This window comes from Streptomyces malaysiensis subsp. samsunensis, assembly GCF_024519315.1.
GTDB lineage: Bacteria > Actinomycetota > Actinomycetes > Streptomycetales > Streptomycetaceae > Streptomyces > Streptomyces malaysiensis.
In genome coordinates this window covers 1-23,480 of the sequence record NZ_JANIIC010000034.1, presented here as the reverse complement: position 1 = coordinate 23,480, position 23,480 = coordinate 1, and the positions used below count along the sequence as shown (strand labels likewise).

Genomic DNA, 23,480 nt, shown 5'->3' with positions numbered 1-23,480 from the left:
GGCGGAGCCCCCCGCGGGCCCGGCAGTCTTGCTGCCATGACCTCCAGTTCCCCCGTCGGCGGCCCCGACGGCGACGGCCGTGGCCGCGACGGCGAGCGGCTGCCGCGCCCGCCCGCGTTCGCCTTTCCCGCGCAGACCTGGCGGGAGATCGCACATCTCCTGGCCAATCTGCTGGTGGGCATCGTCTGCTTCGTCTTCACCCTGGTCTGGCTGGCCTTGGGCCTGGGGCTGGCGGTCACGGTGGTGGGGCTGCCGCTGCTGGCCGTGGGGCTGCGGTGCAGCAGGGCCCTCGGCCGGTTCGAGCGCTACCGCGCCAGGGGGCTGCTCTCGATGCGGATCGATGAGCCCAGCCCGCTGCCGCACCAGCCGGGCAGCGGCTTCCTCGGCCGGCTGTGGACGAACCTGCGGGACCCGGTCGGCTGGCGCGCCACGCTGTACGCGCTGATCCGGCTGCCGTGGTCGGTGGTCACCTTCGCCGCCACCCTGACCTCGCTGTTCGTGGCCTGGCCGGTGCTGCCGTGGATCGCCCGAGGGCTTACGCATGTGGACCGGGCGATGGTGCGCGGGCTGCTGTTCCCCTCCGATGAGCTGGAGCGGCGGATCGCCGAGCTGGAGTCGGACCGGGGCACGGTGGTGGACACCGCCGCCGCGGATCTGCGCCGGATCGAACGCGACCTCCACGACGGCGCACAAGCCCGGCTGGTCGCCCTCGCCATGGGGCTCGGTCTGGCGAAGGAGAAGCTGGAGGAGGACCCGGAAGCCGCCGCCAAGATGGTCGACGAGGCCCACGGCGAAGTGAAACTCGCCCTCCAGGAACTACGCGACCTCGCCCGCGGCATCCACCCCGCCATCCTCACCGACCGCGGCCTCGGCCCCGCCCTCTCGGCGCTCTCGGCCCGCTGCACGGTCCCCGTGAAGGTGACGGTCGAGCTGCCCGAACGCCCGGCGCCGGCCATCGAGGGCATCGCCTACTTCACCGTCTCCGAACTGCTCCAGAACATCAGCAAGCACAGCGGCGCCCGCACCGCCGAGATCGAGCTGTGGCGCTCCGACAACCGGCTGCTGATCCAGGTACGGGACGACGGGCGCGGCGGCGCGGCCACCGACAGGGGCTCGGGGCTCTCGGGTCTGGCGGAGCGGCTGGGCTCGGTCGACGGGCTGTTCGCGGTGGATTCGCCGCCGGGTGGGCCGACCACCGTGACCGCCGAGCTGCCCTGGCGCCACCGGACCGGGTCGGCGGCGGGCGCCGCGGTGGCCCGTTCCCGGCGAAGCGGCTGACGCCGGGCAGCAGGCCGCCCCACCTCGAAAGGGCGCCGGGAAGCACACCGGGCCGCGCCCCGAAAGGGCGCCGGGAAGCACACCGCCCCCACCCCGAAACGACGCCGGACAGCACACCGGGCGCCCCGAAACGACGCCGGGAAGCACCTCGCCCCACCCCGAAAGGTAGGGCTAACCCCCCGGTGAAGAGGCCCACCCACCCGATGGCCCGGCGGGCCCCGCTCCGGGACTCTTGGGTGAACGCAGCCGACGCGACCCGACGCGACCCACCCCGCCGACCCGCATCGCGCACCCCACCAGGCCCCGGAGGACGGACAAGACGATGGCCACCGCATACCGCCCCTACGAACCGGGGACCGAGCCCCGTGGCCATCTGGTGCCCGCGGCGCTGAAGGCGCCGTTCCAGGGCCGCGTCTGGCGGGAGTTCCTCTATGTCCTGATCAGCCTGCCGATGGCCATCGTCACCTTTGTCTACACGATCACGATGATCGCGCTGGGCGCCGGGCTGCTGATCACCTTCCTCGGCGTCCCGGTGCTCGGCGCGGCCCTCGCGGGCTGCCGCGCGCTCGGCGTCGTGGAGCGGGCCCGCGCCCGTGCGCTGCTGGGGCTGGAGGTGGCCGAGCCCGAGCCGGTCCTCGGCCGGAGGGGCGGCCGCGGGGGCAGGCGCGGACCGGTCGCCTGGGTGGGTGCGCTGCTCAGGAGCGGCACCTCCTGGCGGCATGTGATCTACGCGCTGATCCATCTGCCGTGGGCGGTCTTCTCCTTCGGCTTCGCGGTGAGCTTCACCGCCTACGGCTGGGGCTCCACGACGTATCCGCTGTGGCGCTGGGTCTTCCCCCGGTATATGGACGAGCCGGGTCTCCAGGTCTTCGGGGACGACCACGGGCACAACTTCTATCTGGACACCCCGTTCGAGATCACCGTGACCTGCGCCGCCGGTGTGCTGGTCCTGCTGCTGACCCCGTGGGTGATGCGGGCGCTGACCTCGGTCGACCGGATCATGGTGTCCGGGCTGCTCGGCCCGTCCCGGCTGGCGAGCCGGGTCTGGGAGCTGGAGTCGGACCGGGGCACGGTGGTGGACACCGCCGCCGCGGATCTGCGCCGGATCGAACGCGACCTCCACGACGGCGCACAAGCACGACTGGTCGCCCTCGCCATGGATCTGGGCCTGGCGAAGGAGAAGCTGGAGGAGGACCCGGAAGCCGCCGCCAAGATGGTCGACGAGGCCCACGGCGAAGTGAAACTCGCCCTCCAGGAACTACGCGACCTCGCCCGCGGCATCCACCCCGCCATCCTCACCGACCGCGGCCTCGGCCCCGCCCTCTCCGCCCTCGCCGCCCGCTGCACGGTCCCGGTGACCGTGACGGTGGACCTTCCGCAACGGCCCGCGCCCGCGATCGAGGGCATCGCCTACTTCACCGTCTCCGAACTGCTCCAGAACATCAGCAAGCACAGCGGTGCCCACACCGCCGAGGTGGATCTGTGGCGCTCCGACGACCGGCTGCTGATCCAGATCACGGACGACGGGCGGGGCGGGGCCGAGACGGCGGCCGGTTCGGGTCTCGCCGGGCTGGCCGAGCGGATCGACGCGGTGGACGGGATCCTCGTCGTCCACTCCCCGGCGGGCGGCCCGACCACCGTGACCGCCGAGCTCCCCTGGCGCTGAGGGCGCACACCCCCGCCCCGCCCGTACACGGCCGGTTCCGTGCGACGCGAGCGGCCGAACCCTGGGATGCTGGTCCCCACGAACCGAATGGAACGGGGGCCGAACATCGTGGCGGACAGAGTACGGGTGGTCATCGCCGAGGATTCGGTGCTGCTGCGGGAGGGGCTGACCCGGCTGCTGACCGACCGGGGCCATGAGGTGGTCGCGGGCGTCGGGGACGCGGAAGCGCTGATCAAGTCGGTGCGGGAGCTGGCCGACGAGTGCGCACCGCCGGATGTGGTGGTGGCCGATGTGCGGATGCCGCCCACCCACACCGACGAGGGGGTGCGGGCGGCCGTCCGGCTCCGCCGCGACCATCCGGGCCTGGGGGTGCTGGTCCTGTCCCAGTATGTGGAGGAGCAGTACGCCACCGAGCTGCTGGCCGGGAACAGCCGGGGCGTCGGCTATCTGCTCAAGGACCGGGTGGCCGAGGTGCGCGAGTTCGTGGACGCGGTGGTGCGGGTCGCCCAGGGCGGTACGGCGCTCGACCCGGAGGTCGTCGCCCAGCTGCTGGGCCGCAGCCGCAAGCAGGATGTGCTGGCCGGGCTCACCCCGAGGGAGCGCGAGGTCCTGGGGCTGATGGCCGAGGGCCGGACCAATTCGGCCATCGCCCGGCAGCTCGTGGTGAGCGACGGAGCGGTCGAGAAGCATGTGAGCAACATCTTCTTGAAGCTGGGCCTGTCGCCGAGTGACGGGGATCACCGTCGGGTGCTCGCCGTTCTGACCTATCTCAATTCCTGAAAGCAGACTCCCGCGGGCCAAAGCGAGGCCAAAGGCTGAACGAGGTACCAGGGAAATAGCTGCAAGGGGGGAGGGGCGCGTCATGTCAAACCAGGACATATATGGTTCTTCTTTCGGCGTCCACCATGTGATCCGGCCAAGGAAGGCCACCCTTACCGACGTACGATGGTCGTGGGACAACCGGTCGGCACCGACTGTCCATGAGCGCCGCCTCAAGGGAGGTCCGAAGCAGTGACCAGCCAGGTCAGTAGCCCGGCCGAGCAGGCCGAACCAGCCGATCAGCAGGGCGGGCAGTCGCCCGTCGGGGGGCAGCGAACAGGGGACGGCGGTAAAGAGATCCGCCGTCTGGACCGGGTGATCATCCGGTTCGCGGGTGACTCGGGTGACGGTATGCAGCTCACGGGTGACCGGTTCACCTCGGAGACGGCGTCGTTCGGAAACGACCTGTCCACCCTGCCGAACTTCCCGGCGGAGATCCGGGCCCCCGCCGGTACCCTGCCCGGAGTGTCGAGCTTCCAGCTCCACTTCGCCGATCACGACATCCTCACGCCCGGTGACGCGCCGAACGTGCTGGTCGCGATGAACCCGGCCGCGCTGAAGGCCAACCTCCCCGATGTGCCGCGCGGGGCGGAAATCATCGTCAACACCGACGAGTTCACCAAGCGCCCCATGGCCAAGGTCGGCTATGACCAAAGCCCTCTGGAGGACGGCTCGCTGGACGGCTATCACGTCCACCCGGTGCCGCTCACCACGCTCACCGTCGAGGCACTGAAGGAGTTCGGCCTGTCCCGCAAGGAGGCCGAGCGCAGCAAGAACATGTTCGCGCTCGGGCTGCTGTCGTGGATGTACCACCGGCCGACCGAGGGCACCGAGAAGTTCCTGCGGCAGAAGTTCGCCAAGAAGCCGCAGATCGCCGAGGCCAATGTGACGGCCTTCCGGGCGGGCTGGAACTTCGGTGAGACCACCGAGGACTTCGCCGTCTCCTACGAGGTCGCCCCGGCCACCACCGCGTTCCCCACCGGCACCTACCGGAACATCTCCGGGAACCTGGCGCTGTCCTACGGGCTGATCGCGGCCTCCCGCCAGGCGGATCTGCCGCTGTTCCTGGGGTCGTATCCGATCACCCCGGCATCCGACATCCTGCACGAGCTGTCCAAGCACAAGAACTTCGGTGTGCGCAGCTTCCAGGCCGAGGACGAGATCGCCGGGATCGGCGCCGCGCTGGGCGCGGCCTTCGGCGGCTCCCTCGCGGTGACCACCACCTCCGGCCCCGGTGTGGCGCTGAAGTCGGAGACCATCGGGCTCGCGGTCTCCCTCGAGCTGCCGCTGCTGGTGATCGACATTCAGCGCGGCGGTCCCTCCACCGGGCTGCCGACCAAGACCGAGCAGGCGGATCTGCTCCAGGCCATGTACGGGCGCAACGGCGAGGCCCCGGTGCCGATCGTGGCGCCCAAGACCCCCGCCGACTGCTTCGACGCCGCGCTGGAGGCCGCCCGGATCGCGCTGACCTACCGGACCCCGGTGTTCCTGCTGTCGGACGGCTATCTGGCCAACGGCTCGGAGCCCTGGCGGGTGCCGGACGTCGACGAGCTGCCCGACCTGCGGGTCCGGTTCGCCACCGGCCCCAACCATGTGCTGGCCGACGGCACCGAGGTCTTCTGGCCGTACAAGCGCGACCCCAAGACCCTGGCCCGCCCCTGGGCCGTGCCCGGAACGCCGGGCCTCGAGCACCGGATCGGCGGCATCGAGAAGCAGGACGGCACCGGCAACATCTCCTACGACCCGGCCAACCACGACCACATGGTCCGCATCCGCCAGGCCAAGGTGGACGGCATCGCCGTGCCGGACATCGAGGTGGACGACCCGACCGGCGACGCCCGCACCCTGGTCCTGGGGTGGGGATCGACCTACGGCCCGATCACCGCGGCCGTGCGCCGCGTCCGCACCGCGGGCGACCGGATCGCCCAGGCCCATCTGCGCCATCTCAACCCCTTCCCCGCCAACCTCGGCAAGGTGCTGGAGGGTTACGAGAAGGTCGTGGTGCCGGAGATGAACCTCGGGCAGCTGGCCACGCTGCTGCGCGCCCGCTATCTGGTCGACGCCCGCTCCTTCACCCAGGTCCGCGGACTGCCGTTCAAGGCCGAACAGCTCGCCACCGCCCTCAAGGAGGCCATCGATGACTGACACCATCGCCGAGGGGGCGGCATCGGCGCCCAGCGCGCTCTCCCTGGTGCCCAAGACCGCCGTCAAGCAGACGATGAAGGACTTCAAGTCCGACCAGGAGGTCCGCTGGTGCCCCGGCTGCGGTGACTACGCGATCCTCGCCGCCGTCCAGGGCTTCATGCCCGAACTGGGCCTGGCGAAGGAGAACATCGTCTTCGTCTCCGGCATCGGCTGCTCCTCACGCTTCCCGTACTACATGAACACCTACGGGATGCACTCCATCCACGGCCGCGCCCCCGCCATCGCCACCGGGCTGGCCGCCTCCCGCCGCGATCTGTCGGTGTGGGTCGTCACCGGTGACGGCGACGCGCTGTCCATCGGCGGCAACCACCTGATCCACGCGCTGCGCCGCAATGTGAACCTGAAGATCCTGCTCTTCAACAACCGCATCTACGGCCTGACCAAGGGTCAGTACAGCCCCACCTCCGAGGTCGGCAAGATCACCAAGTCGACCCCGATGGGCTCCCTGGACTCGCCGTTCAACCCGCTCTCCCTCGCGCTCGGCGCCGAGGCGGGCTTCGTGGCCCGCACCGTCGACTCCGACCGCAAGCACCTCACCGAGGTGCTGCGGCAGGCGGCGGCCCACCCCGGCACCGCGCTGGTGGAGATCTACCAGAACTGCAACATCTTCAACGACGGCGCCTTCGAGGCCCTGAAGGACAAGCAGCAGGCCCAGGAGGCCGTGATCCGGCTGGAGCACGGACAGCCGATCCGCTTCGGCCTCGACCAGTCCAAGGGCGTCATCCGCAACCAGCACACCGGCGACCTCGAAGTGATCACCGTCACACCCGAGAACGAGCACCAGGTACTGGTGCACGACGCCCACGCCACCTCACCCACCACGGCGTTCGCGCTGACCCGACTGGCCGACCCCGACACCCTCCACCACACCCCCATCGGCGTACTGCGCAACGTGGAGCGCCCGGTCTACGACACCCAGATGTCCGACCAGCTCGACAACGCCGTGGAGCTGAAGGGCAAGGGCGACCTCGGCGCACTCCTCGCCGGCGGCGACACCTGGACCGTCGTCGGCTGATCGCCCCCAGGGCCCGCCCCGGGTCCATTCGTACATACGGGCACAGGCGGGTGCCCGGCCGGAGCGTCTGAGCGCGCCCCGGCCGGGCACCCGCTCTGCTATCCGCATGTCCGACACCGCCGCGCCGATCCAGCCGCCCGACCGCCCCGGCTACCGTCTCAAGCGGCTGCTGCTCGGCCCGCCCCTGGTCACCGAGCGGATCCGGCGCGAGAAGCTGGGCAACCCGGCCGCGCTGGGCGTGCTGGCCTCCGACTGCATCTCGTCGACGGCGTACGGCAGCGAGGAGATGCTGCGGGTGCTGGTGCCGGTCATCGGGGTCGCGGCGTTCACCCTGATCCTCCCGGTGACCGGGGCGATTCTGCTGGTGCTGCTGCTGGTGACGCTCTGCTACAGCGATGTGGTGATGATCTACACCCGGGCGGGCGGCTCCTATGTGGTGGCGCGGGAGAACTTCGGCCCGGACATCGCCCAGATCGCGTCCGTGGCACTGCTGGTGGACTACATCGTCACCGTGGCGGTCCAGGTCTCCGCGGGCACCAACGCGATCATCTCGTTCGCCCATCTCGTCGGCGGCACCTGGACCGGTATCGACCATCTCCAACTGCCCATCAGCGCCCTGGTGATCCTCATCCTCGCCTACGGCAATCTGCGCGGACTGCGCGAGGCCGGGCGGGTCTTCATGGTGCCCGCCTACCTCTTCATCTTCGCCGTCGGGCTGATGCTGGTGGTGGGCGTGGTCCGCGGGCTCACCGGGCGGCTGCCGCACGCCGATGTGCACGCCGCGGGCGCGGTGCCGCTCGGCACCGCGGGCAGCGGCTGGCTCTACGGCGCCTCACTCTTCATCGTGCTGCGCTCGTTCGCCAACGGCGGCTCCTCGCTGACCGGCCTGGAGGCGATCTCCAACAGCGTCTCGGTCTTCCGCGACCCCAAGGGCCACAACGCCCGCCGCACGCTGATCACGATGAGCTGCATCCTGGGCACGCTGGTCCTCGGGGTCTCCGCGCTCGCCCACTTCACCCACGCCATCCCCTACCGGGACGGCACCCCGACCGTACTGGCGCAGGAGGCCCATCTGGTCTTCGGCGGCGGGGTCGTGGGCGCGCTGGGGCTGGCGTTCGTCCAGCTGGCGACCGCGCTCATCCTCTATACGGGCGCCAACACGCCCTTCACCGGCTTCCCCTTCCTGGCCAGCTTCGTGGCCGAGGACCGCTTTCTGCCCCGGCAGCTCACCCGGCGCGGCCACCGGCTCTCCTTCTCCAACGGGATCATCTCGCTGGCCGTGGTGGCGCTGGCGCTGCTGGTGGTCACCGAGGCCAATGTGGACCGGCTGGTGGCGCTGTACGCGATCGGCGTGTTCACCGCGTTCACCATGGCCGGGGCCGGGCTGACCGCCTATCACCTGCGGCGCCGGGAGCCGGGCCGGATCTGGAAGGTCGCGGTCAACCTCACCACCGCGATCGTCTCCGCCACCGTGGTGCTGATCTTCGGGATCACCAAGTTCACCGAGGGCGCCTGGCTGGTCGTGGTGGTCTTCCCGCTCGGGGTCTGGGCGCTGATCCGGATCAATCGCGAGTACCGCGCGGAGGCGGCCGCCCTGGAGGCGGTGCCACGCCCCGGGGACGATGTGCCGCGCTGGCGGCGCCATGTCGTCTTCGTGATGGCGGACAGCATCGACCTCGCGACGGTCAAGGCGCTGCGGTACGCGCATGAGCTGCGGCCCGACGAGGTCCGCGCGGTGCACTTCATGGTGGACGAGACCCATGCCCGCCGGCTGATGGCCCGGTGGGAGGCCACGGCGGGGGTGACGGTGCCGCTGGAGGTCGTGGAGTGCCCGGACCGGCGGCTGCGCCATGCGGTGATGGAGCTGGCGGCCCGTACCACCGAGGACGGGCACACCGCGCTGACCCTGCTGGTGCCGCGCCGCACCTACGCCTCGCCGCTGGGCAAGCTGCTGCACCGGGGCACCGCGGAGTCGCTGGCGAAGGCGCTGGAGCGGCTGCCGGGTGTGGCGGTGACGATCCTGCCGTTCGCCGTCAGCCTCGCGGCACGGGAGCGGGGGGCCGGGGAGCGGCCGGAATCCGAATGAACACACTCCCTTGACCAAGGCACCTTTCTAATAGTTAGCGCTTCCCTTATGGTGGGTGTACCCGACCGCGGGTGTGCCCGACCTCGAAACAGGAGAGTCATACGTATGAGCATCGTCGTCACCGGAGCCACCGGCCACCTCGGCCGCCTCGTCGTCGAGGGGCTGCTGGAGAAGGTCCCCGCCGACCAGATCACCGCGGTCGTGCGCGACACCGCGAAGGCCGCCGGCCTCGCCGACCGGGGTGTGCGGCTGCATGTGGCCGACTACAACCGGCCCGAGACGCTCCCCGGCGCCTTCGCCGCGGGCGACAAGGTGCTGCTGATCTCCGGCAGCGAGGTCGGGCAGCGCGTTCCGCAGCACCAGGCCGTGATCGACGCCGCCAAGGAGGCCGGGGTCGCACTGCTCGCCTACACCAGCGTCCTGGGCGGCCCCGCCGCCGACTTCACCCTGGCCGATGAGCACAAGGTCACCGAGCGGGCGATCCTCGACTCCGGTCTGCCGTACGCGCTGCTGCGCAACGGCTGGTACCACGAGAACTACACCGAGAACCTCGCCACCGTCCTGGAGCACGGCGCCGTCGTGGGCGCCGCGGGCGAGGGCCGCGTCGCCTCCGCCTCGCGCGCCGACTACGCGGCGGCCGCCGTCGCCGTCCTGACCGGCGAGGGCCACGAGGGCAAGGCGTACGAGCTGTCCGGCGACACCGCCTGGAGCTTCGCCGAGTACGCCGATGTGGTCGCCGCGCAGAGCGGGAAGAAGATCGTCTACGGCGCCGTCTCCACGGACGAGTACAAGAACATCCTCACCGGCGCGGGCGTCCCCGAGCCGCTCGCCGCGATCCTCACCGATGTCGAGGCGGCCATCGAGCGCGGCCGGCTGGACGCCACCCCGGGCGAGCTGTCCCGGCTCATCGGCCGCCCGACCACGCCCATCGCGGACGCGGTCGCGGCCGCGCTGAAGGGCTGATCGGGCCCGCGCGCACCACGGCCCGCCTGTCATCACCGTTTCCTGAGACGGGAATGACAGGCGGCCCTCCCCGGCGCTACCTTCGGACCCTCGGAACGGGCCCGCCGGAGGGCTCGCCATGCCGTCGGGGAGGGTGCCGTGACGCCGCAGGACCAGCAGGACCGCGCCGATCACACCGGTCTCCTCTACGGCTTCGCGGCATACGGCTTCTGGGGGCTGGTGCCGCTCTTCTGGCCGCTGCTCGAGCCCGCCGGCGCGGTCGAGATCCTGGCCCACCGGATGGTGTGGTCGCTGGTGGCCGTCGGCCTGGTGCTGCTGGTGCTGCGCCGCTGGAACTGGATACGGCCGCTGCTGCGGCAGCCCAGGCGGCTGGCCATGATCGCGCTCGCCGCGACCGTGATCTCGGTCAACTGGGGCCTGTACATCTGGGGCGTCAACAGCGGCCATGTGGTGGAGACCGCGCTCGGATACTTCATCAACCCGCTGGTCAGCATCGCCTTCGGGGTGCTGCTGCTGCGTGAGCGGCTGCGGCCCGCGCAGTGGGCGGCGGTCGGCGTCGGGGCGGTGGCCGTGGGCGTACTGGCGGTGGGCTACGGCAAGCTGCCGTGGATCGCCCTCACGCTCGCCTTCAGCTTCGCGACGTACAGCCTGGCCAAGAAGCGGGTCGGGCTGGACGGGCTGGAGTCGCTGGCCGCCGAGACCGCCGTGCAGTTCCTGCCCGCGCTCGGCTTCCTGATCTGGCTCGGGGCGCACGGCGGCAGCACCTTCGCGAGCGAGGGCGCCGGGCACTCGGTACTGCTGGTCAGCTGCGGCTTCGTCACGGCGCTGCCGCTCATCTGCTTCGGGGCCTCGGCGGTGCGGCTGCCGCTGTCGACGATCGGGATGCTGCAATACGTGGCGCCGACCTTCCAGTTCCTCCTCGGGCTCACCGTCTTCCACGAGTCGATGCCACCCGAACGGTGGGCGGGCTTCTCCCTCGTCTGGCTCGCCCTCGCGCTGCTCACCTGGGACGCGCTGCGCACCGCCCGGCGGGCGCGGCGGGACCTGGCCGACGCCGCCGCGCGGGCGGCCGCGCTGTCGGCGACAGTGGGGGCCGAGGTCGTTCCGGGGTCCGAGGTCGCTCCGGGAGCGGAAGTCGTTCCGGGAGCTCAAGCCGTTCCGGAGACGGCCGTGGCCGGGACCGTCGCCGTGGCCGAGGCGGTGTCCGAGGCCGCCGTATCGGACGGCGTCGTACCGGAGGCCGCCGTATCGGAAGCCGCCGTGCGCGATGCCCGGCCGGGACCGATATCCGGCGGGTGATGTCCGGTTTCCGCCCTTGACGCGGAGTCAGCCACGCCCGGAGCATCAGCCTCACGTCATCACGGCTTTACGCCGCACGGCTTCACGTCACCGCTTCACCGCACCGTCGGTTCACCGCTCCACCGCCCCCACGGGCACGTGCACCACACAGCGTCACGTCATTCCGTCCTGTCCTCGTTCGGAACCGGAGCCCCCCATGTCGTCATGCGCTGAGCGCCGCCCCCGAAGATCCCTGATACGCCGGACGGCCGCCATGGCCGCCGCCGGTACGGCCGTCGCCGCCCTGCTCTCGGCCGCCCCCGCCACCTCCGCCGCCGCATCGGCCCGGGACTCGGCGGACGCCCGTACCGCCCTCGCGGCGCCGGACATCTCCGTGGCCAACGTGAAGGCCCATCTGACCCAGCTTCAGTCCATCGCCACCGCCAACGGCGGCAACCGGGCCCATGGCCGCCCCGGCTACAAGGCGTCGCTCGACTACATCAAGGGCAAGCTGGACGCCGCCGGATACACCACCACCGTGCAACAGTTCACCTCCGGCGGGGCCACCGGCTACAACCTCATCGCCGACTGGCCCGGCGGCGACACCAACAACGTGGTGTTCTCCGGCGCCCATCTCGACTCCGTCAGCGCCGGCCCCGGGATCAACGACAACGGCTCGGGCTCCGCCGGAATCCTGGAGACCGCGCTGGCCGTCGCCCGCCAGGGCGCGAAGCCCACCAAACATGTGCGGTTCGCCTGGTGGGGCGCCGAGGAGCTGGGGATGGTCGGCTCCCGCTTCTACGTCAACAACCTGCCGTCATCCGAACGGGCGAAGATCGACGGCTATCTCAACTTCGACATGATCGGCTCGCCCAACCCCGGCTACTTCGTGTATGACGACGACCCCGGGATCGAGTCGGTCTTCAAGGCGTTCTTCTCCGCCAAGGGCGTCCCCACCGAGATCGAGACCGAGGGCGACGGTCGCTCCGACCACGCGCCGTTCAAGAACGTGGGCATCCCGGTGGGCGGTCTCTTCAGCGGCGCCGACTACATCAAGACCGCCGCCCAGGCCCAGAAGTGGGGCGGCACCTCAGGCCAGGCGTTCGACCGCTGCTACCACCGCTCGTGCGACACCACGAGCAACATCGACGACACCGCCCTGGACCGCAACAGCGACGCCATCGCCTACGCGGTCTGGACGCTCGGCGGCGCCTGATCCCGGATGACGCGACATGCCGTGTTCGGCTCCGTCGGCCGCCGGCTCAGGCCGTGCCGCCCGCTCAGGCCGTGATGTCCTTCGCGGTGAACCGGGCCCAGGCCGCCGAGCCGAACACGGCGACGTACAGCCCCTGCAATCCCAGGTTCTTGACCAGCTCGTCCCAGTAGACCGGCTCGCGGAGGAGATCGGCGAAGCTGAGCCAGTAGTGCGGGAAGAGATATGGGTGGATCGCGTGCAGCTGCGGGATGGTGTCAAGGATCTGCGCGGTGATCACCAGCCCCACGGTCGTGGCCATGGCCGCGATCCCGCTGTTGGTGAGGGTGGAGATGAACAGCCCCACCGTCGCTATGCCCACCAGCGACAGGGCCACCAGGGCCGCCACGCCGAGGGCCCGCAGCAGCGCTTCCTCGAACGAGACGGTGATGCCCGAGATCAGCGTGACATCGCCGAGCGGGAAGAGCAGCGCCCCCGTCACCAGGCCCGAGAGCGCCACCACCAGGGTCGCGATCAGGCAGAAGGCCATGGAGGTGGTGAATTTCGCCAGCAGCAGACGGGTCCGCCCGGCCGGGGCGACCAGCAGATAGCGCAGCGTCCCCGAGCCCGCCTCACCGGCGATGGCGTCACCGGTGATCACGCCGATCACCATCGGCAGAAAGACGGGCAGCGTCGCCGCGAGTGACGCGAAGACCAGGAAGATGCCGTTGTTGGTGATCTGGGGGAAGAAGGCGGGGCCTTCTCCGCCTCCCCCACGACCGCCGCCGAAGCCGCCGCCGTCGCTCGTCTCGATCTTCACCGCGACACCGATGAGGATCGGGATCAGCGCGAGCACCCCGAGCAGGGCCAGGGTCCGCCAGCGGCGGAGGGTGGTGGTCAGCTCGGAGCGGAAGAGTGCGAGGGCCCACAGGGGGCTCGTGGGTCTCTTGTCCGTTGTCGGGCCCGGTGGGCGGGTGTCGGCCGTCTTCGGTACGCCGGTGTCGGCCGACTTCGGTTCATCAGCCCGCGACATCGAAGCCCTCCCCGGTCAGCGCGACAAACGCGTCCTCGAGCGAGGCGCGTTCGGCCCCGAAGGCCCGAACCCGCACCCCGGCGCGTACGAGGGCCGCGTTGAGATCGGCCAGCTCCAGCGGTGCGTCCGCCGCGCCGGGGCCGGGCACCGGCAGTTCGCCGGAGACCCGCTCGTCCAGAATCACCAGGTCCGTCACCCCGTGCTCCTTCAGGACCCGGACCGCGTCCACCGGGTCCGGGGTGGTGATGGCCAGCCGGCCGCGGCTGCCCGCCGCCAGCTCGGCCACCGTGCCCTGGGCGATCAGACGGCCCTGGGCCATGACCGCGGCATGAGTGCACACCTGTTCGATCTCATCGAGGAGATGGGAGGAGAGGAAGACGGTGGTGCCCTCCTCGGCCAGTTCGCGCACCAGGGAGCGGATCTCGCGCATGCCCTGCGGATCGAGACCGTTGGTCGGCTCGTCCAGGACCAGCAGCTCACGCGGCTGGAGCAGCGCGGCGGCCAGGCCCAGCCGCTGCTTCATGCCGAGCGAGTAGGCGCGGGCCCGCTTCCCGGCCGCGGCGGCCAGCCCGACCCGGTCCAGGGCGGCCGCGACGCGGGCGGTCCGGGTGCGGGGGTCGGCGGTGGGGTCGGCGGCGTCGTAGCGCAGCAGATTGTCGCGGCCGGTCAGAAAGGGGTAGAGGGCGGGGCCCTCGATGAGGGCGCCCACCCTGGGCAGCACGCTCCGGGCGGCGCGTGGCATCGGCTCGCCGAGCAGCCTGGCCCTGCCCGAGGTGGGCTCGATCAGGCCCATGAGCATGCGGATGGTCGTCGTCTTCCCCGAGCCGTTGGGCCCGAGGAAGCCGAAGACGCTGCCGCGCGGCACGGACAGGTCCAGCGCGTCGACCGCGAGCTGCCCACCCCGGTAACGCTTGGTGAGCCCGCGGGTCTCCACCGCGGCATCGTCCTCCTCGGTGGACCGCTGCTCCACGGGCTCCCCTTCTCGTCCGTCCGTCGTGTCTACGCCTTACGCCGTCGTGTCCGCGTCTACGGCCGCCTTGTCCGCGCCTGCGCGCCCGGTGACCTCACTTGGCCGCGTTGGCGGCCTTGACCAGGGCGTCCTTGTCGACCGCGCCGACGAACACCTTGCCGTCGTCGGTGAGCAGCGCGTTCACCAGCCGGGTGCTGACCACGGTGCCGGAGCCGAACTTCCCCTTGACCTCCTTGCCGAAGCCGTCGAGGAGGCCGGAGGCCGCGCCCGGGCCGCTGTCGCCGCTGGGCGCCGCGGCGCCGCCGGGGGTGTCGAGGCGGGCGACCGAGTCCCAGCCCTTACCGACGACGTTCAGCCCGGACAGGGCGCCCTGGGCGTCCTTGAAGTCCTTGGCGCCGAAGTCCTTCTGCGCGTGCTTCCGGTCGGCCGTGGGCTCCTCGGTGACCTTGGCGCCCTTGGGCGGGGTGAACGCGAAGGTGCTCGCCTTGGGCTTGCCGAAGTCCACCTTGGTGAAGCCCACGTCGATGACCGCCTTGCCGCCGCTCTTCGGGGAGAGCGTGAACTTCAGCGGGACACCGTTGTCCGCGTCCACCGCGATACGGACGGATCCGATCGTGGAGTCGCTGCCCTGCTTGGGCTTGATCAGCAGGTCGTACGCGTCCCGCCCGGCGACCCGGGAGGTGCCGTCGACCGTCACATCGGTGGTGTCGTCCACGGAGGCGAGCACCTTCTTGGCGATCTCCTGGGGCGTGACGTCCCGCAGATCCTTCGGCAACTCCTGCCGGTGGTCGCCCTTGGCCTTGGCGCCCTTGGGGGCGGTGGCGTGGTAGGCGGAGTTGCTGCCGCTGTCGTACGCCCAGATCTCGTCGCCGTTGTGGATCAGGCTGTATTCGGCGGCGTTCTCGACGATCGACACCCGCTGCTTGTCGGGGCCGTCGGTGGCCACCCGCAGGGTGTGGGAGCCGGAGACCAGCTCCATCAGCTTGGCGTCGGGCGCGGCGGACGCGTCGCCGCCCTGCGCCCCGCCGAGGTCGGCGATGGAGCCGCCGCCGGGGAGCGAGGGGATGCCCAGATCGGTGGTGATCTTCACCGAGCCGGACATCTGCTGGGCGTCCGATGCCGCCATCTTGCTGATGAGCTCTTGCGCCGAGATCTTCGGCAGATTGGGGTCACCGGTGCTCGCGAGCGCCGGGACCAGTCCTATCGTCGCCGCCGCGATGCCCGCGACGGCGACCGGGGCGGCGTACCGGGCGGCCTTCTTCCCTCGTGATGGCCGCTCCTCATCCCAGAAGCCGTCGTCGGCGACCTGTGTCGGTCGGATCCGTGCCATGTGTGCTCTACCTCCGTCGTCGGCGGCGGTTCGTCAGCTTGCACTCGTCCACCTCTCGGGCCATTGTCACCCGATCCCGCCATGTGGTGGTCTTTTCATCCCACCAAATCGTGCGACGTGGCGCGTCAGCCCCCAGGATCACCTCGACGTAAGCCTCGGGTATGACACCACCCCTCCGGAACTCAGGGGCCTCCCCGAGGGGCGGGGGGCCCCGGGAGTCGGGGGGCGGTTCCGTCAGGAGTCGGGGACGCTCCCCCAGGAGTCAAGGGTCGGCTCCCCCGGCGGGGTGGGCCCGGTGGCTTCCCGGGGCCCGGGCCTGGAGCCCGGAGCCGGTCGGGGTGGAGTGGGAGCCAGGAAGGGCTCTCCGGGGGAAGCCAGGGTCGGCTGTTCCGGGAGTCCGGACGCGGGCGGGGCCGCGGGCGCCGGGCGGGGGCCACAGGCGCCAGACGAGGGCCGCGGGCGCCGAGCGAGATCCGCAAACGCCAAGCGGGGGCCGCAGGCACCAGGTGGGGGAGCGCCCCACGCGTTGGCTGCCGTCCGGTGTCAGCCGGCCCGGTGGACCACCGCGTCGCACAGCCCCTCGAGGGCCGTCTTCGCCGGGCCCTCCGGCAGCGGCGCCAGCATCGAACGGGCCTCCGCCGCATAGCGGACCGTGACCTGGCGGGCCCGCTCCAGCGCCGAATGGGCGCGCAGCCGCCGCAGCACCTCGGCATGGCGCGCGTCATCGGTGAGATCGCCCGCGAGCAGTTTGCACAGCTCGCGGTCCTCGGCCGAACCGGTCGCCTCGGCCTGCTCCCGCAGATAGAGCACGGGCAGGGTGGCCACGCCCTCGCGCAGATCCGTGCCGGGGGTCTTACCGGACTCATGGCTGTCGCTGGCGATGTCCAGCAAATCATCGGCGAGCTGGAAGGCCATGCCGAGCCGCTCGCCGTACTGGGTGAGGATGCTCACGATGCTCTCGTCTGCGCCCGCCATCATCGCGCCGAACCGGCCCGAGACAGCGATCAGCGAGCCCGTCTTCCCGGCCAGCACATCCAGATAGTGCTCGACCGGGTCTCGGCCGTCGCGCGGGCCCGCCGTCTCCAGGATCTGGCCGGTGACCAGCCGCTCGAACGCCTCGGCCTGGATCCGCACCGCCTCGGGGCCGAGGTCGGCCAGGATGTGCGAGGCCCGGGCGAAGAGGAAGTCGCCGGTGAGGACCGCCACCGAGTTGCCCCAGCGGGCGTTGGGGCTGGAGACCCCGCGCCGCACCTCCGCCTCGTCCATCACATCGTCGTGGTACAGCGTGGCCAGATGGGTGAGCTCGACGACCACGGCCGAGGGCACCACTCCGGGTGCGTGCGGATCGCCAAACTGCGCGGCCAGCAGCACCAGCAGGGGCCGGAACCGCTTCCCACCGGCCCGCACCAGATGCTGGGCGGCCTCCGTGATGAACGGCACATCGCTTTTGGTGGCCTCCAACAGGCCCTCTTCGACCGCCGTCAGCCCGGCCTGGGTATCGGCTTCCAGAGTCCGGTCCCGCACGCTCAGCCCCAAGGGCCCGACGAAGCTCACGGGGTACTCCTGTCTGCCTACGAATGACGCGAATGTCGATGTGTCGCTGCCTCCACCAACAGGCAGGGTATCCGGTCGAGTCTCGATCACCATGGGCGCCTTCCCGCCTTGTGCGCCTCTCACCGCTCTGTCCCGAACCGGCCGCTTCACATCGCAGTACCGCGATCGCAGCAGATCATTCATGCCCCGGCCCCCATTCGGCCAGTAGCCCCCGGGCCCACCCGGGCAACCAAATCCGGCCACAAGCCACCCAGCCAACCCGGCCAACGCCCGGGGCCCACCCAGCCACCGAGGCTGATTGGCGCCCCCGCCCGGTCCGCTACCCGCTAACCGCCACCCGGCAGCCGGGACCAGCCGATGGCCACATACCGACCGGCGGCCGCACGCGGGCTGACGGCCACGAGCCAACCGGTTGGCCACGGGAGGCCGGTGGCCACGGGCGGGCCAATGGCCCGGGACCGACCAGTGGCCGGGGCCGCCGGTCAGCTGACCCGGACGGGGCCAACCGACGGCCAGGCGCCACCCCATGACCGGAAGCCACCCCACGGCCAGGAGGCCAACCCGTACCGGAGGCCACCCAGGGCCGGAAGCCACCCCAGGGCCGGAGGCCACCCCAGGGCCGGAGGCCACCCCAGGGCCGGAAGCCACCCCATGACCGCAGGTACCCCCACCTATCCGTATGCGGCGGCCACCGCCTTCGCCAGGCGTGGCGACGCGTACTCCGTGCCGCAGACGAACCGCATCACCGGGCCGAAACTCGCCGCCGCGGGCAGCCCGGTGAAGTAGAGGCCGGGGACCGAGGAGCCGTAACCGGCGTCGAGCCAGGGGCCCCGGCACCGGTGACCAGCTCGGAGCGGAGGGCGGGGCCGAGGAAGTCCAGTGCCGCGAGGCTCATCCGATAGCCCGTCGCGGCCAGCACATGGTCGGCGGCCAGCTCCCCGACCCGGCCGCCCCCGCGCAGGGCCAGCACCGGACGGCCGTCGTCCCCCACGGTGACCCGGCTGATCCGCCGCCCCTGGGTGACCCGCACCCGCCCGGCGAACCGGTCCCTCAGCCACCAGGCGCCCTTGGGCCCCAGCACCCTGCGCACCAGATACTCCCGGGCCGGGGCGGGCAGCCACCGGAAGCCCACGGCGTGGTACGACAGCGCGTACAGCGACCAGGCGCGGCCGAACGGCGACTCGGGCCGCAGCCTGGGCTGGTGGTCCGGCGGGGTGCCGAAGGAGACCGCGCGCGGTCCGCGGGCCACCACCCGCACGGCGGCGGCGCCCGCCTCGGCCAGCAGCACCGCGCTCTCCAGCGCCGACTGCCCGGCCCCGACGACCACCACCTCACGCCCCCGGAAGCGCCCGAGGTCATGGTGTTGCGAACTGTGGGAGACGGGGCCGCCCGGAGCGGGCCCGTCCGGTACGGCGGCGGCCAGCTCCCGGGGGAGGTGGGCGAGCCCGCCGAGCCCGCTGGCGACGACGACGGCGCGCGCCGTGAACTGCTCCCCCGAGTCCAGCTTCAGCTCGAACCGGCCGCCCCGCCGGTCGACCGCCACCACCCGCACCCGCTCCAGCTCGGGCACCAGCCGCTCCTGGAAACCACAGTCCATAGGCCGAGAAGGTCTCCACGGGGACGAGGTCCCAGTCGGACTCATAGCGCGGCCCGCCCACCGCATGGCAGAAGTCGAGCAGGGTGTGCCCCGGCCGCGGTGCGTCGATGTTCGAGGCGGCCGGTGTGGACTTGAGCGGCATGCCCGCGGGCATCCGCTCGCGCCAGCTCACCATCGGCTCCCCGAAGACCCGGACCGGCAGCCCGCGGGCGCGCAGATGAGCGGCGGTCGACAGACCGTATGGACCAGCCCCGATGACCACTACCGGATCGTTCATGAATCCCCCCAAGGTGTCGCGTTCACTTGGCGCGCCACAGCCGGTACAGCTGTGCCGCACCGGGCCGCAGCGAGCGGGCCAGCATGGTGAAGAACGGCTTCATGTCGTCCCGCGCGGCCCATGCGAGCTCGGTCCCGCTCGCCCGCGCCGGGGCGTGCGGGGTGGTGTATCCGCTGCGGCGGTAGGCGAGCAGCGCGGGCAGGTCGATGTTCTCGACCAGGAACCGCCGGGCCGGTCGCTGCCCGGCCCCGGGAACCGGACGTCCCGTCAGATCGAGATGCTGGGCCCGTACGACATCGATCCGGGTCGCGCTCTCGAAGAGCCGGAACTGGGCGCCCATCCGCGGATTGAAGTCCAGCAGTTTGTACCGTCCGTCGCGCCGGTCGTAGCGCCAGTCCAGATCGACGATGCCGCTGAAGCCGATCCGCTGGACGAACCGGGCCGCCATCCGCGCCAGCTCCTCGTTCTCCACCACATAGGCGCATGCCGTCATGCCCGCGTGCGGCGGCCAGGACCGCACCTTGACCCCGGTGAACATGGCCAGCGGTGTGCTCCGGGCGTCGAAGTACGCGTGCACGATCCAGTCCTCGGCCTCCTCCCGCGGCAGATACTCCTGGAGGACCACCCCCGGCCGCGGCCCCCACCGCCGCGCCGGGTCCAGCAGCTCCCGCGGGCCCTCGATCCGGGTGGTGCCGCACACCGCGGGCTTCTGCCGCCGCTCGAACGCCTCCCGGTTCTTGGCGACCACCGGAAAGCGCGCGCTCGCCGCGAACGCCTTGACATCGGCATAGGTGTCCGGGAAGGCGCCCTCGGGCGTGGGCACCCCGTGCTTGACGCACAGCTCATGCAGCCCCCGCTTGCTCGCCAACCGCCTGGGCAACTCGGGCTCGGCGCGCGGGAAGAGGAAGCGGCCCTCCCCGGCGAGCCGGTCCGCGTGCTCGGCGATCAGCACCGCCGCCTCCTCGTCCGTGGGCAGCAGAACCGTCGGCCGGCCGATCGCCCGCCCCATCCGCAGCAGCCCCTCCACCAGCCGCTCCGGCCGCTCCCTGCCGGTGGTCGGCCAGACGAAGGCCCTCGTCAAGATGGCGCGAGAGCGCGGCCGGGGTCCAACGGTCCTCGGTGACCGCGTACATGGGGATACCGAGACGCCCCAGGGACCGGATGGCGCCGACGCCACCGTGGTGCAGCGGATAGTGGCCGATCTTCACGACCAGGGCGGGTATGGAACGGTCCACCGCGAACGGCACGTCACTGCTCGCCACGAGCCCCCTCGGTCACCGCAGCCCAGTGGCCCCCCACTGTGCGTGACCCCGATGAAGGACGCTACTTCGGAATCGCCGCCTCCAGCAAGGATTTTCCGGACATTGCCTTCTCTTTAGGGAGTAGCCGACACAACATCATCTTCCTTTCTTCCCCACCCTCCCCGCGCCTTAGGGTGTGCTGGCCCCCGCAGTGACGAGGAGAAGGCGAGGCAGCCCCGATGCCGCAGCGATCCCCGCTGGACCTGCCCGAAGGCGACCCCTTCGGCCCGCACAACCTCCCCTATGGCGTCTTCACCCCGCCATACGCTCCCCATCTGCGGAAAATCGGGGTGCGCTACGGAAACCATGTGCTGGACGCGGGCGCCGCCGCGGCCGCCACCGCCTCTCCGCACGCCGAACTCCTGGGCGCCGACACCCTCAACCCGCTGATGGCCGCGGGCCGCCCGGTCTGGCAGGCCGTCCGCGCCGAGGTGCTCGACTGGCTCACCGACCCGGCGCACCGGTCGACCATCGAGCCCCTGATGCACCCCCTCCCCACCGTGGCGCTCCATCTCCCCATCGAGGTGGCCGACTACGCCGACTTCTATGCGAGCGAGCACCACGCCACCAACACGGGCAGGATCTTCCGCCCCGACGGCGACGCGCTCACCCCCAACTGGAAACACATGCCCATCGGCTACCACGGCCGGGCCGGCACGATCCTCGTCTCGGGCACGCCCGTCGTCCGTCCACAGGGCCAGCGGCTGCCCCCTGCCGATACCTCCGCACCACACGCTTCCTCCCCCACTCCGGTCTTCGGCCCCTCCCTGCGCCTCGACTTCGAGGCGGAGGTGGCCTTCGTCATCGGCGCGCCTTCCACTGTGAATACACCGGTGCCGCTCTCCGGGTTCCACGATCACGTCTTCGGCGTCTGTCTGCTCAACGACTGGTCCGCACGCGACATCCAGGCGTGGGAGTACCGCCCGCTCGGCCCGTTCCTCGGCAAGTCCTTCACCACCTCCCTCGCCGCGTGGGTCACCCCGCTGGAGGCCCTCTCCGTGGCCCGTACCAGCCCGCCCGCCCGCGACGTCCCGCTCCTCCCCTACCTCGACGACAGCGCCGCCGAGCCCGGCGGGCTCGATCTGCGGCTGGAGGTCGCCCTCAACGGCCATACGATCTCCCGCCCGCCCTTCTCCGCCATGTACTGGACCGCGGCCCAGCAGCTCGCCCATATGACGGTGAACGGCGCCTCGCTGCGCACGGGCGACGTCTTCGCCTCCGGCACGGTCAGCGGCCCGCGCCCGGACGAGCTCGGCTGCCTGCTCGAACTCACCTGGGCCGGCCGCGACCCGCTGCACCTGCCCGACGGCACCCGGACCTTCCTGGAGGACGGTGACGAAGTGACCATCACGGCCTGGGCACCGGGCCCGCGAGGGACCCGTATCGGTCTGGGCGAGGTGACCGGCCAGGTCGTCCCGGCCACGCCCTGACACGGCTGCTAATTTGTCGTGCTCCTGCCCTGACGAGCCCTGACGATCGAGGAGAAGCACGTGAAGAAGGCAGTAGGCATCGCCGGCACGGTGGCGGCGGCCGCCCTGCTACTGACCGCATGCGGCAGTGACGACGACGACAAGAAGGACACGTCCAAGGACACCTCCTCCGCGTCGAGCGCCCCGGCGGAGGGGGGCGCGGACGCCAAGGTCTCGGGCACCTACGTGGCCAAGTCCGGTGACGAGGCCGTCATCCTGTCCATCAACGGCAAGAAGGCCATCCTGATGGCGGGCAAGCACATCTGCGACGGCGAGTACGCCGACATGGGCGGGAAGATGCTCATGCTCAAGTGCGCCGACGGCAACACCGACCGCAGTGCGGGCAAGGTCACCCCGAGCGCGGACGGCAAGACCCTCACGGTCGACTGGGACGCGCTCGCCAAGAACGACACCTTCACCAGGACGACCTCGCCCAGCGACCTTCCCTCGGGTATTCCGACGTCGCTGCCCTCCGGTCTGCCGACCGATCTGCCGAGCGGCGTCCCGACCGATCTCCCGACCGGCTGAACCGCGACGCCGGACACCCCGCCCGGCGCCCGGGCCCCTGGCGCACCAGCGCGCCGGGGGCCCGCCGTGCGCGGTGGGGCCCCGTCCCCGCGCCCGCCCGTGTCGCCGACCGGCTGTGCGTCTCCGCCCGTACCGACGTCCTCCACGTCGAGCGGCTGCGCCGGCTCGGCGGCCTCCCAGCGCCCGGCCGTCGTCCAGGCGTTCCTCGCCGTCCCGGGCGCCCGGTGGTTCGCGGATCGGGCGGTCCGGGTCCGAAACGGCTACGGCCTGCGGGGCGTCGCCCAGGACAACGCCCGCGCCCGGGTCACGGTCTCACCTCGGCGCCCACGCCATCAGCTATCCGGCGGGTCAGCTAGCCGGGGGCACTGGCGGCGGGCCGATGGGGCGCGCCCACCACGCCCGTACGGCCCCGTTCGGCGCCGGAGGCTCCCGGGCCCGGGGCGCCGTGCCCCGGACGCTCCTGCGCCGCTCCTGGGGCCGCTACGCCCTGCGCGGCGGTTCGCTTACGGCTTGCGCGGCGGTTCGCTTACGGCTTGCGCGGCGGTTCGCTGCCGGCTGCCCTCGGTCTGTGGCAGTTGTTCACCACCCTCGACATCAGCCTGTGGCTGCGGTTCGCGTGGTTCCCCTCCGCCGCCTATGTGGTCCGGGAGTTCGCCGAGCGGGGCGGCGTCGGCGTCTGCTGGCAGGACCCGCGTACGCGCGTACGCGGCGAAGGCGACGACAGCGGTGGCGGCGTGGCGTTTCCCCACCCCGCCCCTTCCCGAACCAGGGGGCTCCGCCCCCTGACCCCCGCCGGGGCTCCGCCCCGGACCCCGCTCCTCAAACGCCGGAGGGGCTGGAGTTGGCCCGGCCGGAGCTCCAGGAGCCCCTGGATTCGGGAAGGGGCAGGGCGGGCGGATCCGGGAAGAGGCAGGCGGGT

General features: G+C 71.5%; 16 protein-coding genes and 2 pseudogenes. 11 read left to right on the top strand and 7 right to left on the bottom strand.

Annotated features, from left to right (window positions below; all coding sequences use genetic code 11):
* Positions 1-36 precede the first annotated feature (36 nt).
* The 9 genes from NQU54_RS26615 (at position 37) to NQU54_RS26575 (ending at position 12,526) form a co-directional block, all read left to right on the top strand.
* The gene (locus NQU54_RS26615; protein ID WP_257633329.1) at positions 37-1,278 is read left to right on the top strand and encodes a sensor histidine kinase; all 1,242 of its coding nucleotides are present in this window, start codon (positions 37-39) and stop codon (positions 1,276-1,278) included.
* Between the two features lie 322 nt (positions 1,279-1,600).
* Positions 1,601-2,944, top strand: a complete 1,344-nt coding sequence (locus NQU54_RS26610) for a sensor histidine kinase (protein WP_257633328.1) — start codon at positions 1,601-1,603, stop codon at positions 2,942-2,944.
* A gap of 87 nt (positions 2,945-3,031) precedes the next feature.
* Positions 3,032-3,724, top strand: a complete 693-nt coding sequence (locus NQU54_RS26605) for a response regulator transcription factor (protein WP_257633327.1) — start codon at positions 3,032-3,034, stop codon at positions 3,722-3,724.
* Positions 3,725-3,955: 231 nt separating this feature from the next.
* Positions 3,956-5,908, top strand: a complete 1,953-nt coding sequence (locus NQU54_RS26600; protein ID WP_257633326.1) for a 2-oxoacid:acceptor oxidoreductase subunit alpha — start codon at positions 3,956-3,958, stop codon at positions 5,906-5,908.
* Positions 5,901-6,983, top strand: a complete 1,083-nt coding sequence (locus NQU54_RS26595; RefSeq protein WP_257633325.1) for a 2-oxoacid:ferredoxin oxidoreductase subunit beta — start codon at positions 5,901-5,903, stop codon at positions 6,981-6,983. The genes NQU54_RS26600 and NQU54_RS26595 overlap by 8 nt, the downstream gene beginning before the upstream one ends.
* Before the next feature lie 106 nt (positions 6,984-7,089).
* Complete coding sequence (locus tag NQU54_RS26590) at positions 7,090-9,069, top strand: APC family permease (RefSeq protein WP_257633324.1); 1,980 nt, start codon at positions 7,090-7,092, stop codon at positions 9,067-9,069.
* 105 nt (positions 9,070-9,174) lie between these two features.
* Positions 9,175-10,032, top strand: a complete 858-nt coding sequence (locus NQU54_RS26585; RefSeq protein WP_257633323.1) for an SDR family oxidoreductase — start codon at positions 9,175-9,177, stop codon at positions 10,030-10,032.
* A gap of 138 nt (positions 10,033-10,170) precedes the next feature.
* Positions 10,171-11,331, top strand: a complete 1,161-nt coding sequence (gene rarD / locus NQU54_RS26580; RefSeq protein ID WP_257633322.1) for an EamA family transporter RarD — start codon at positions 10,171-10,173, stop codon at positions 11,329-11,331.
* Between the two features lie 196 nt (positions 11,332-11,527).
* On the top strand, positions 11,528-12,526 hold the full coding sequence (locus NQU54_RS26575) for a M28 family metallopeptidase (protein WP_257633321.1): 999 nt from the start codon (positions 11,528-11,530) through the stop codon (positions 12,524-12,526).
* A 64-nt stretch (positions 12,527-12,590) separates the two neighbouring features.
* Here the strand turns inward: NQU54_RS26575 and NQU54_RS26570 are convergent, their stop codons facing one another.
* The 6 genes and pseudogenes from NQU54_RS26570 to NQU54_RS26545 form a co-directional block, all read right to left on the bottom strand.
* The gene (locus NQU54_RS26570) at positions 12,591-13,535 is read right to left on the bottom strand and encodes an ABC transporter permease (protein WP_257633320.1); all 945 of its coding nucleotides are present in this window, start codon (positions 13,533-13,535) and stop codon (positions 12,591-12,593) included.
* On the bottom strand, positions 13,522-14,505 hold the full coding sequence (locus NQU54_RS26565; RefSeq protein WP_087684263.1) for an ABC transporter ATP-binding protein: 984 nt from the start codon (positions 14,503-14,505) through the stop codon (positions 13,522-13,524). The genes NQU54_RS26570 and NQU54_RS26565 overlap by 14 nt, the downstream gene beginning before the upstream one ends.
* Positions 14,506-14,599: 94 nt before the next feature.
* Entirely contained in the window at positions 14,600-15,835 is a 1,236-nt protein-coding gene (locus tag NQU54_RS26560; protein WP_257633319.1) for a LolA family protein, read from the bottom strand.
* A gap of 543 nt (positions 15,836-16,378) precedes the next feature.
* On the bottom strand, positions 16,379-17,389 hold the full coding sequence (locus tag NQU54_RS26555) for a polyprenyl synthetase family protein (RefSeq protein ID WP_257633318.1): 1,011 nt from the start codon (positions 17,387-17,389) through the stop codon (positions 16,379-16,381).
* A 671-nt stretch (positions 17,390-18,060) separates the two neighbouring features.
* Positions 18,061-19,263: pseudogene (locus tag NQU54_RS26550) on the bottom strand (FAD-dependent oxidoreductase).
* Between the two features lie 22 nt (positions 19,264-19,285).
* A pseudogene (locus NQU54_RS26545) lies at positions 19,286-20,510 on the bottom strand (carboxylate--amine ligase).
* Positions 20,511-20,743: 233 nt separating this feature from the next.
* Between NQU54_RS26545 and fahA the strand changes: the two are divergent.
* Positions 20,744-21,994, top strand: a complete 1,251-nt coding sequence (gene fahA / locus NQU54_RS26540) for a fumarylacetoacetase (protein WP_257633317.1) — start codon at positions 20,744-20,746, stop codon at positions 21,992-21,994.
* A gap of 60 nt (positions 21,995-22,054) precedes the next feature.
* Positions 22,055-22,561: a PT domain-containing protein gene (locus NQU54_RS26535; RefSeq protein ID WP_257633316.1), complete on the top strand. Its 507-nt coding sequence runs from the start codon at positions 22,055-22,057 to the stop codon at positions 22,559-22,561.
* A 503-nt stretch (positions 22,562-23,064) separates the two neighbouring features.
* Here the strand turns inward: NQU54_RS26535 and NQU54_RS49405 are convergent.
* The gene (locus tag NQU54_RS49405; protein WP_306279099.1) at positions 23,065-23,310 is read right to left on the bottom strand and encodes a hypothetical protein; all 246 of its coding nucleotides are present in this window, start codon (positions 23,308-23,310) and stop codon (positions 23,065-23,067) included.
* Between the last annotated feature and the right edge of the window lie 170 nt (positions 23,311-23,480).

Coding starts and splice junctions, on each gene's coding strand:
- NQU54_RS26560 (WP_257633319.1), bottom strand. CDS start 15,835: ATGGCACGGATCCGACCGACACAGGTCGCCGACGACGGCTTCTGGGAT.
- NQU54_RS26595 (WP_257633325.1), top strand. CDS start 5,901: ATGACTGACACCATCGCCGAGGGGGCGGCATCGGCGCCCAGCGCGCTC.
- NQU54_RS26610 (WP_257633328.1), top strand. CDS start 1,601: ATGGCCACCGCATACCGCCCCTACGAACCGGGGACCGAGCCCCGTGGC.
- NQU54_RS26615 (WP_257633329.1), top strand. CDS start 37: ATGACCTCCAGTTCCCCCGTCGGCGGCCCCGACGGCGACGGCCGTGGC.
- NQU54_RS26605 (WP_257633327.1), top strand. CDS start 3,032: ATGGAACGGGGGCCGAACATCGTGGCGGACAGAGTACGGGTGGTCATC.
- fahA (WP_257633317.1), top strand. CDS start 20,744: ATGCCGCAGCGATCCCCGCTGGACCTGCCCGAAGGCGACCCCTTCGGC.
- NQU54_RS26585 (WP_257633323.1), top strand. CDS start 9,175: ATGAGCATCGTCGTCACCGGAGCCACCGGCCACCTCGGCCGCCTCGTC.
- NQU54_RS26575 (WP_257633321.1), top strand. CDS start 11,528: ATGTCGTCATGCGCTGAGCGCCGCCCCCGAAGATCCCTGATACGCCGG.
- NQU54_RS26570 (WP_257633320.1), bottom strand. CDS start 13,535: ATGTCGCGGGCTGATGAACCGAAGTCGGCCGACACCGGCGTACCGAAG.
- NQU54_RS26590 (WP_257633324.1), top strand. CDS start 7,090: ATGTCCGACACCGCCGCGCCGATCCAGCCGCCCGACCGCCCCGGCTAC.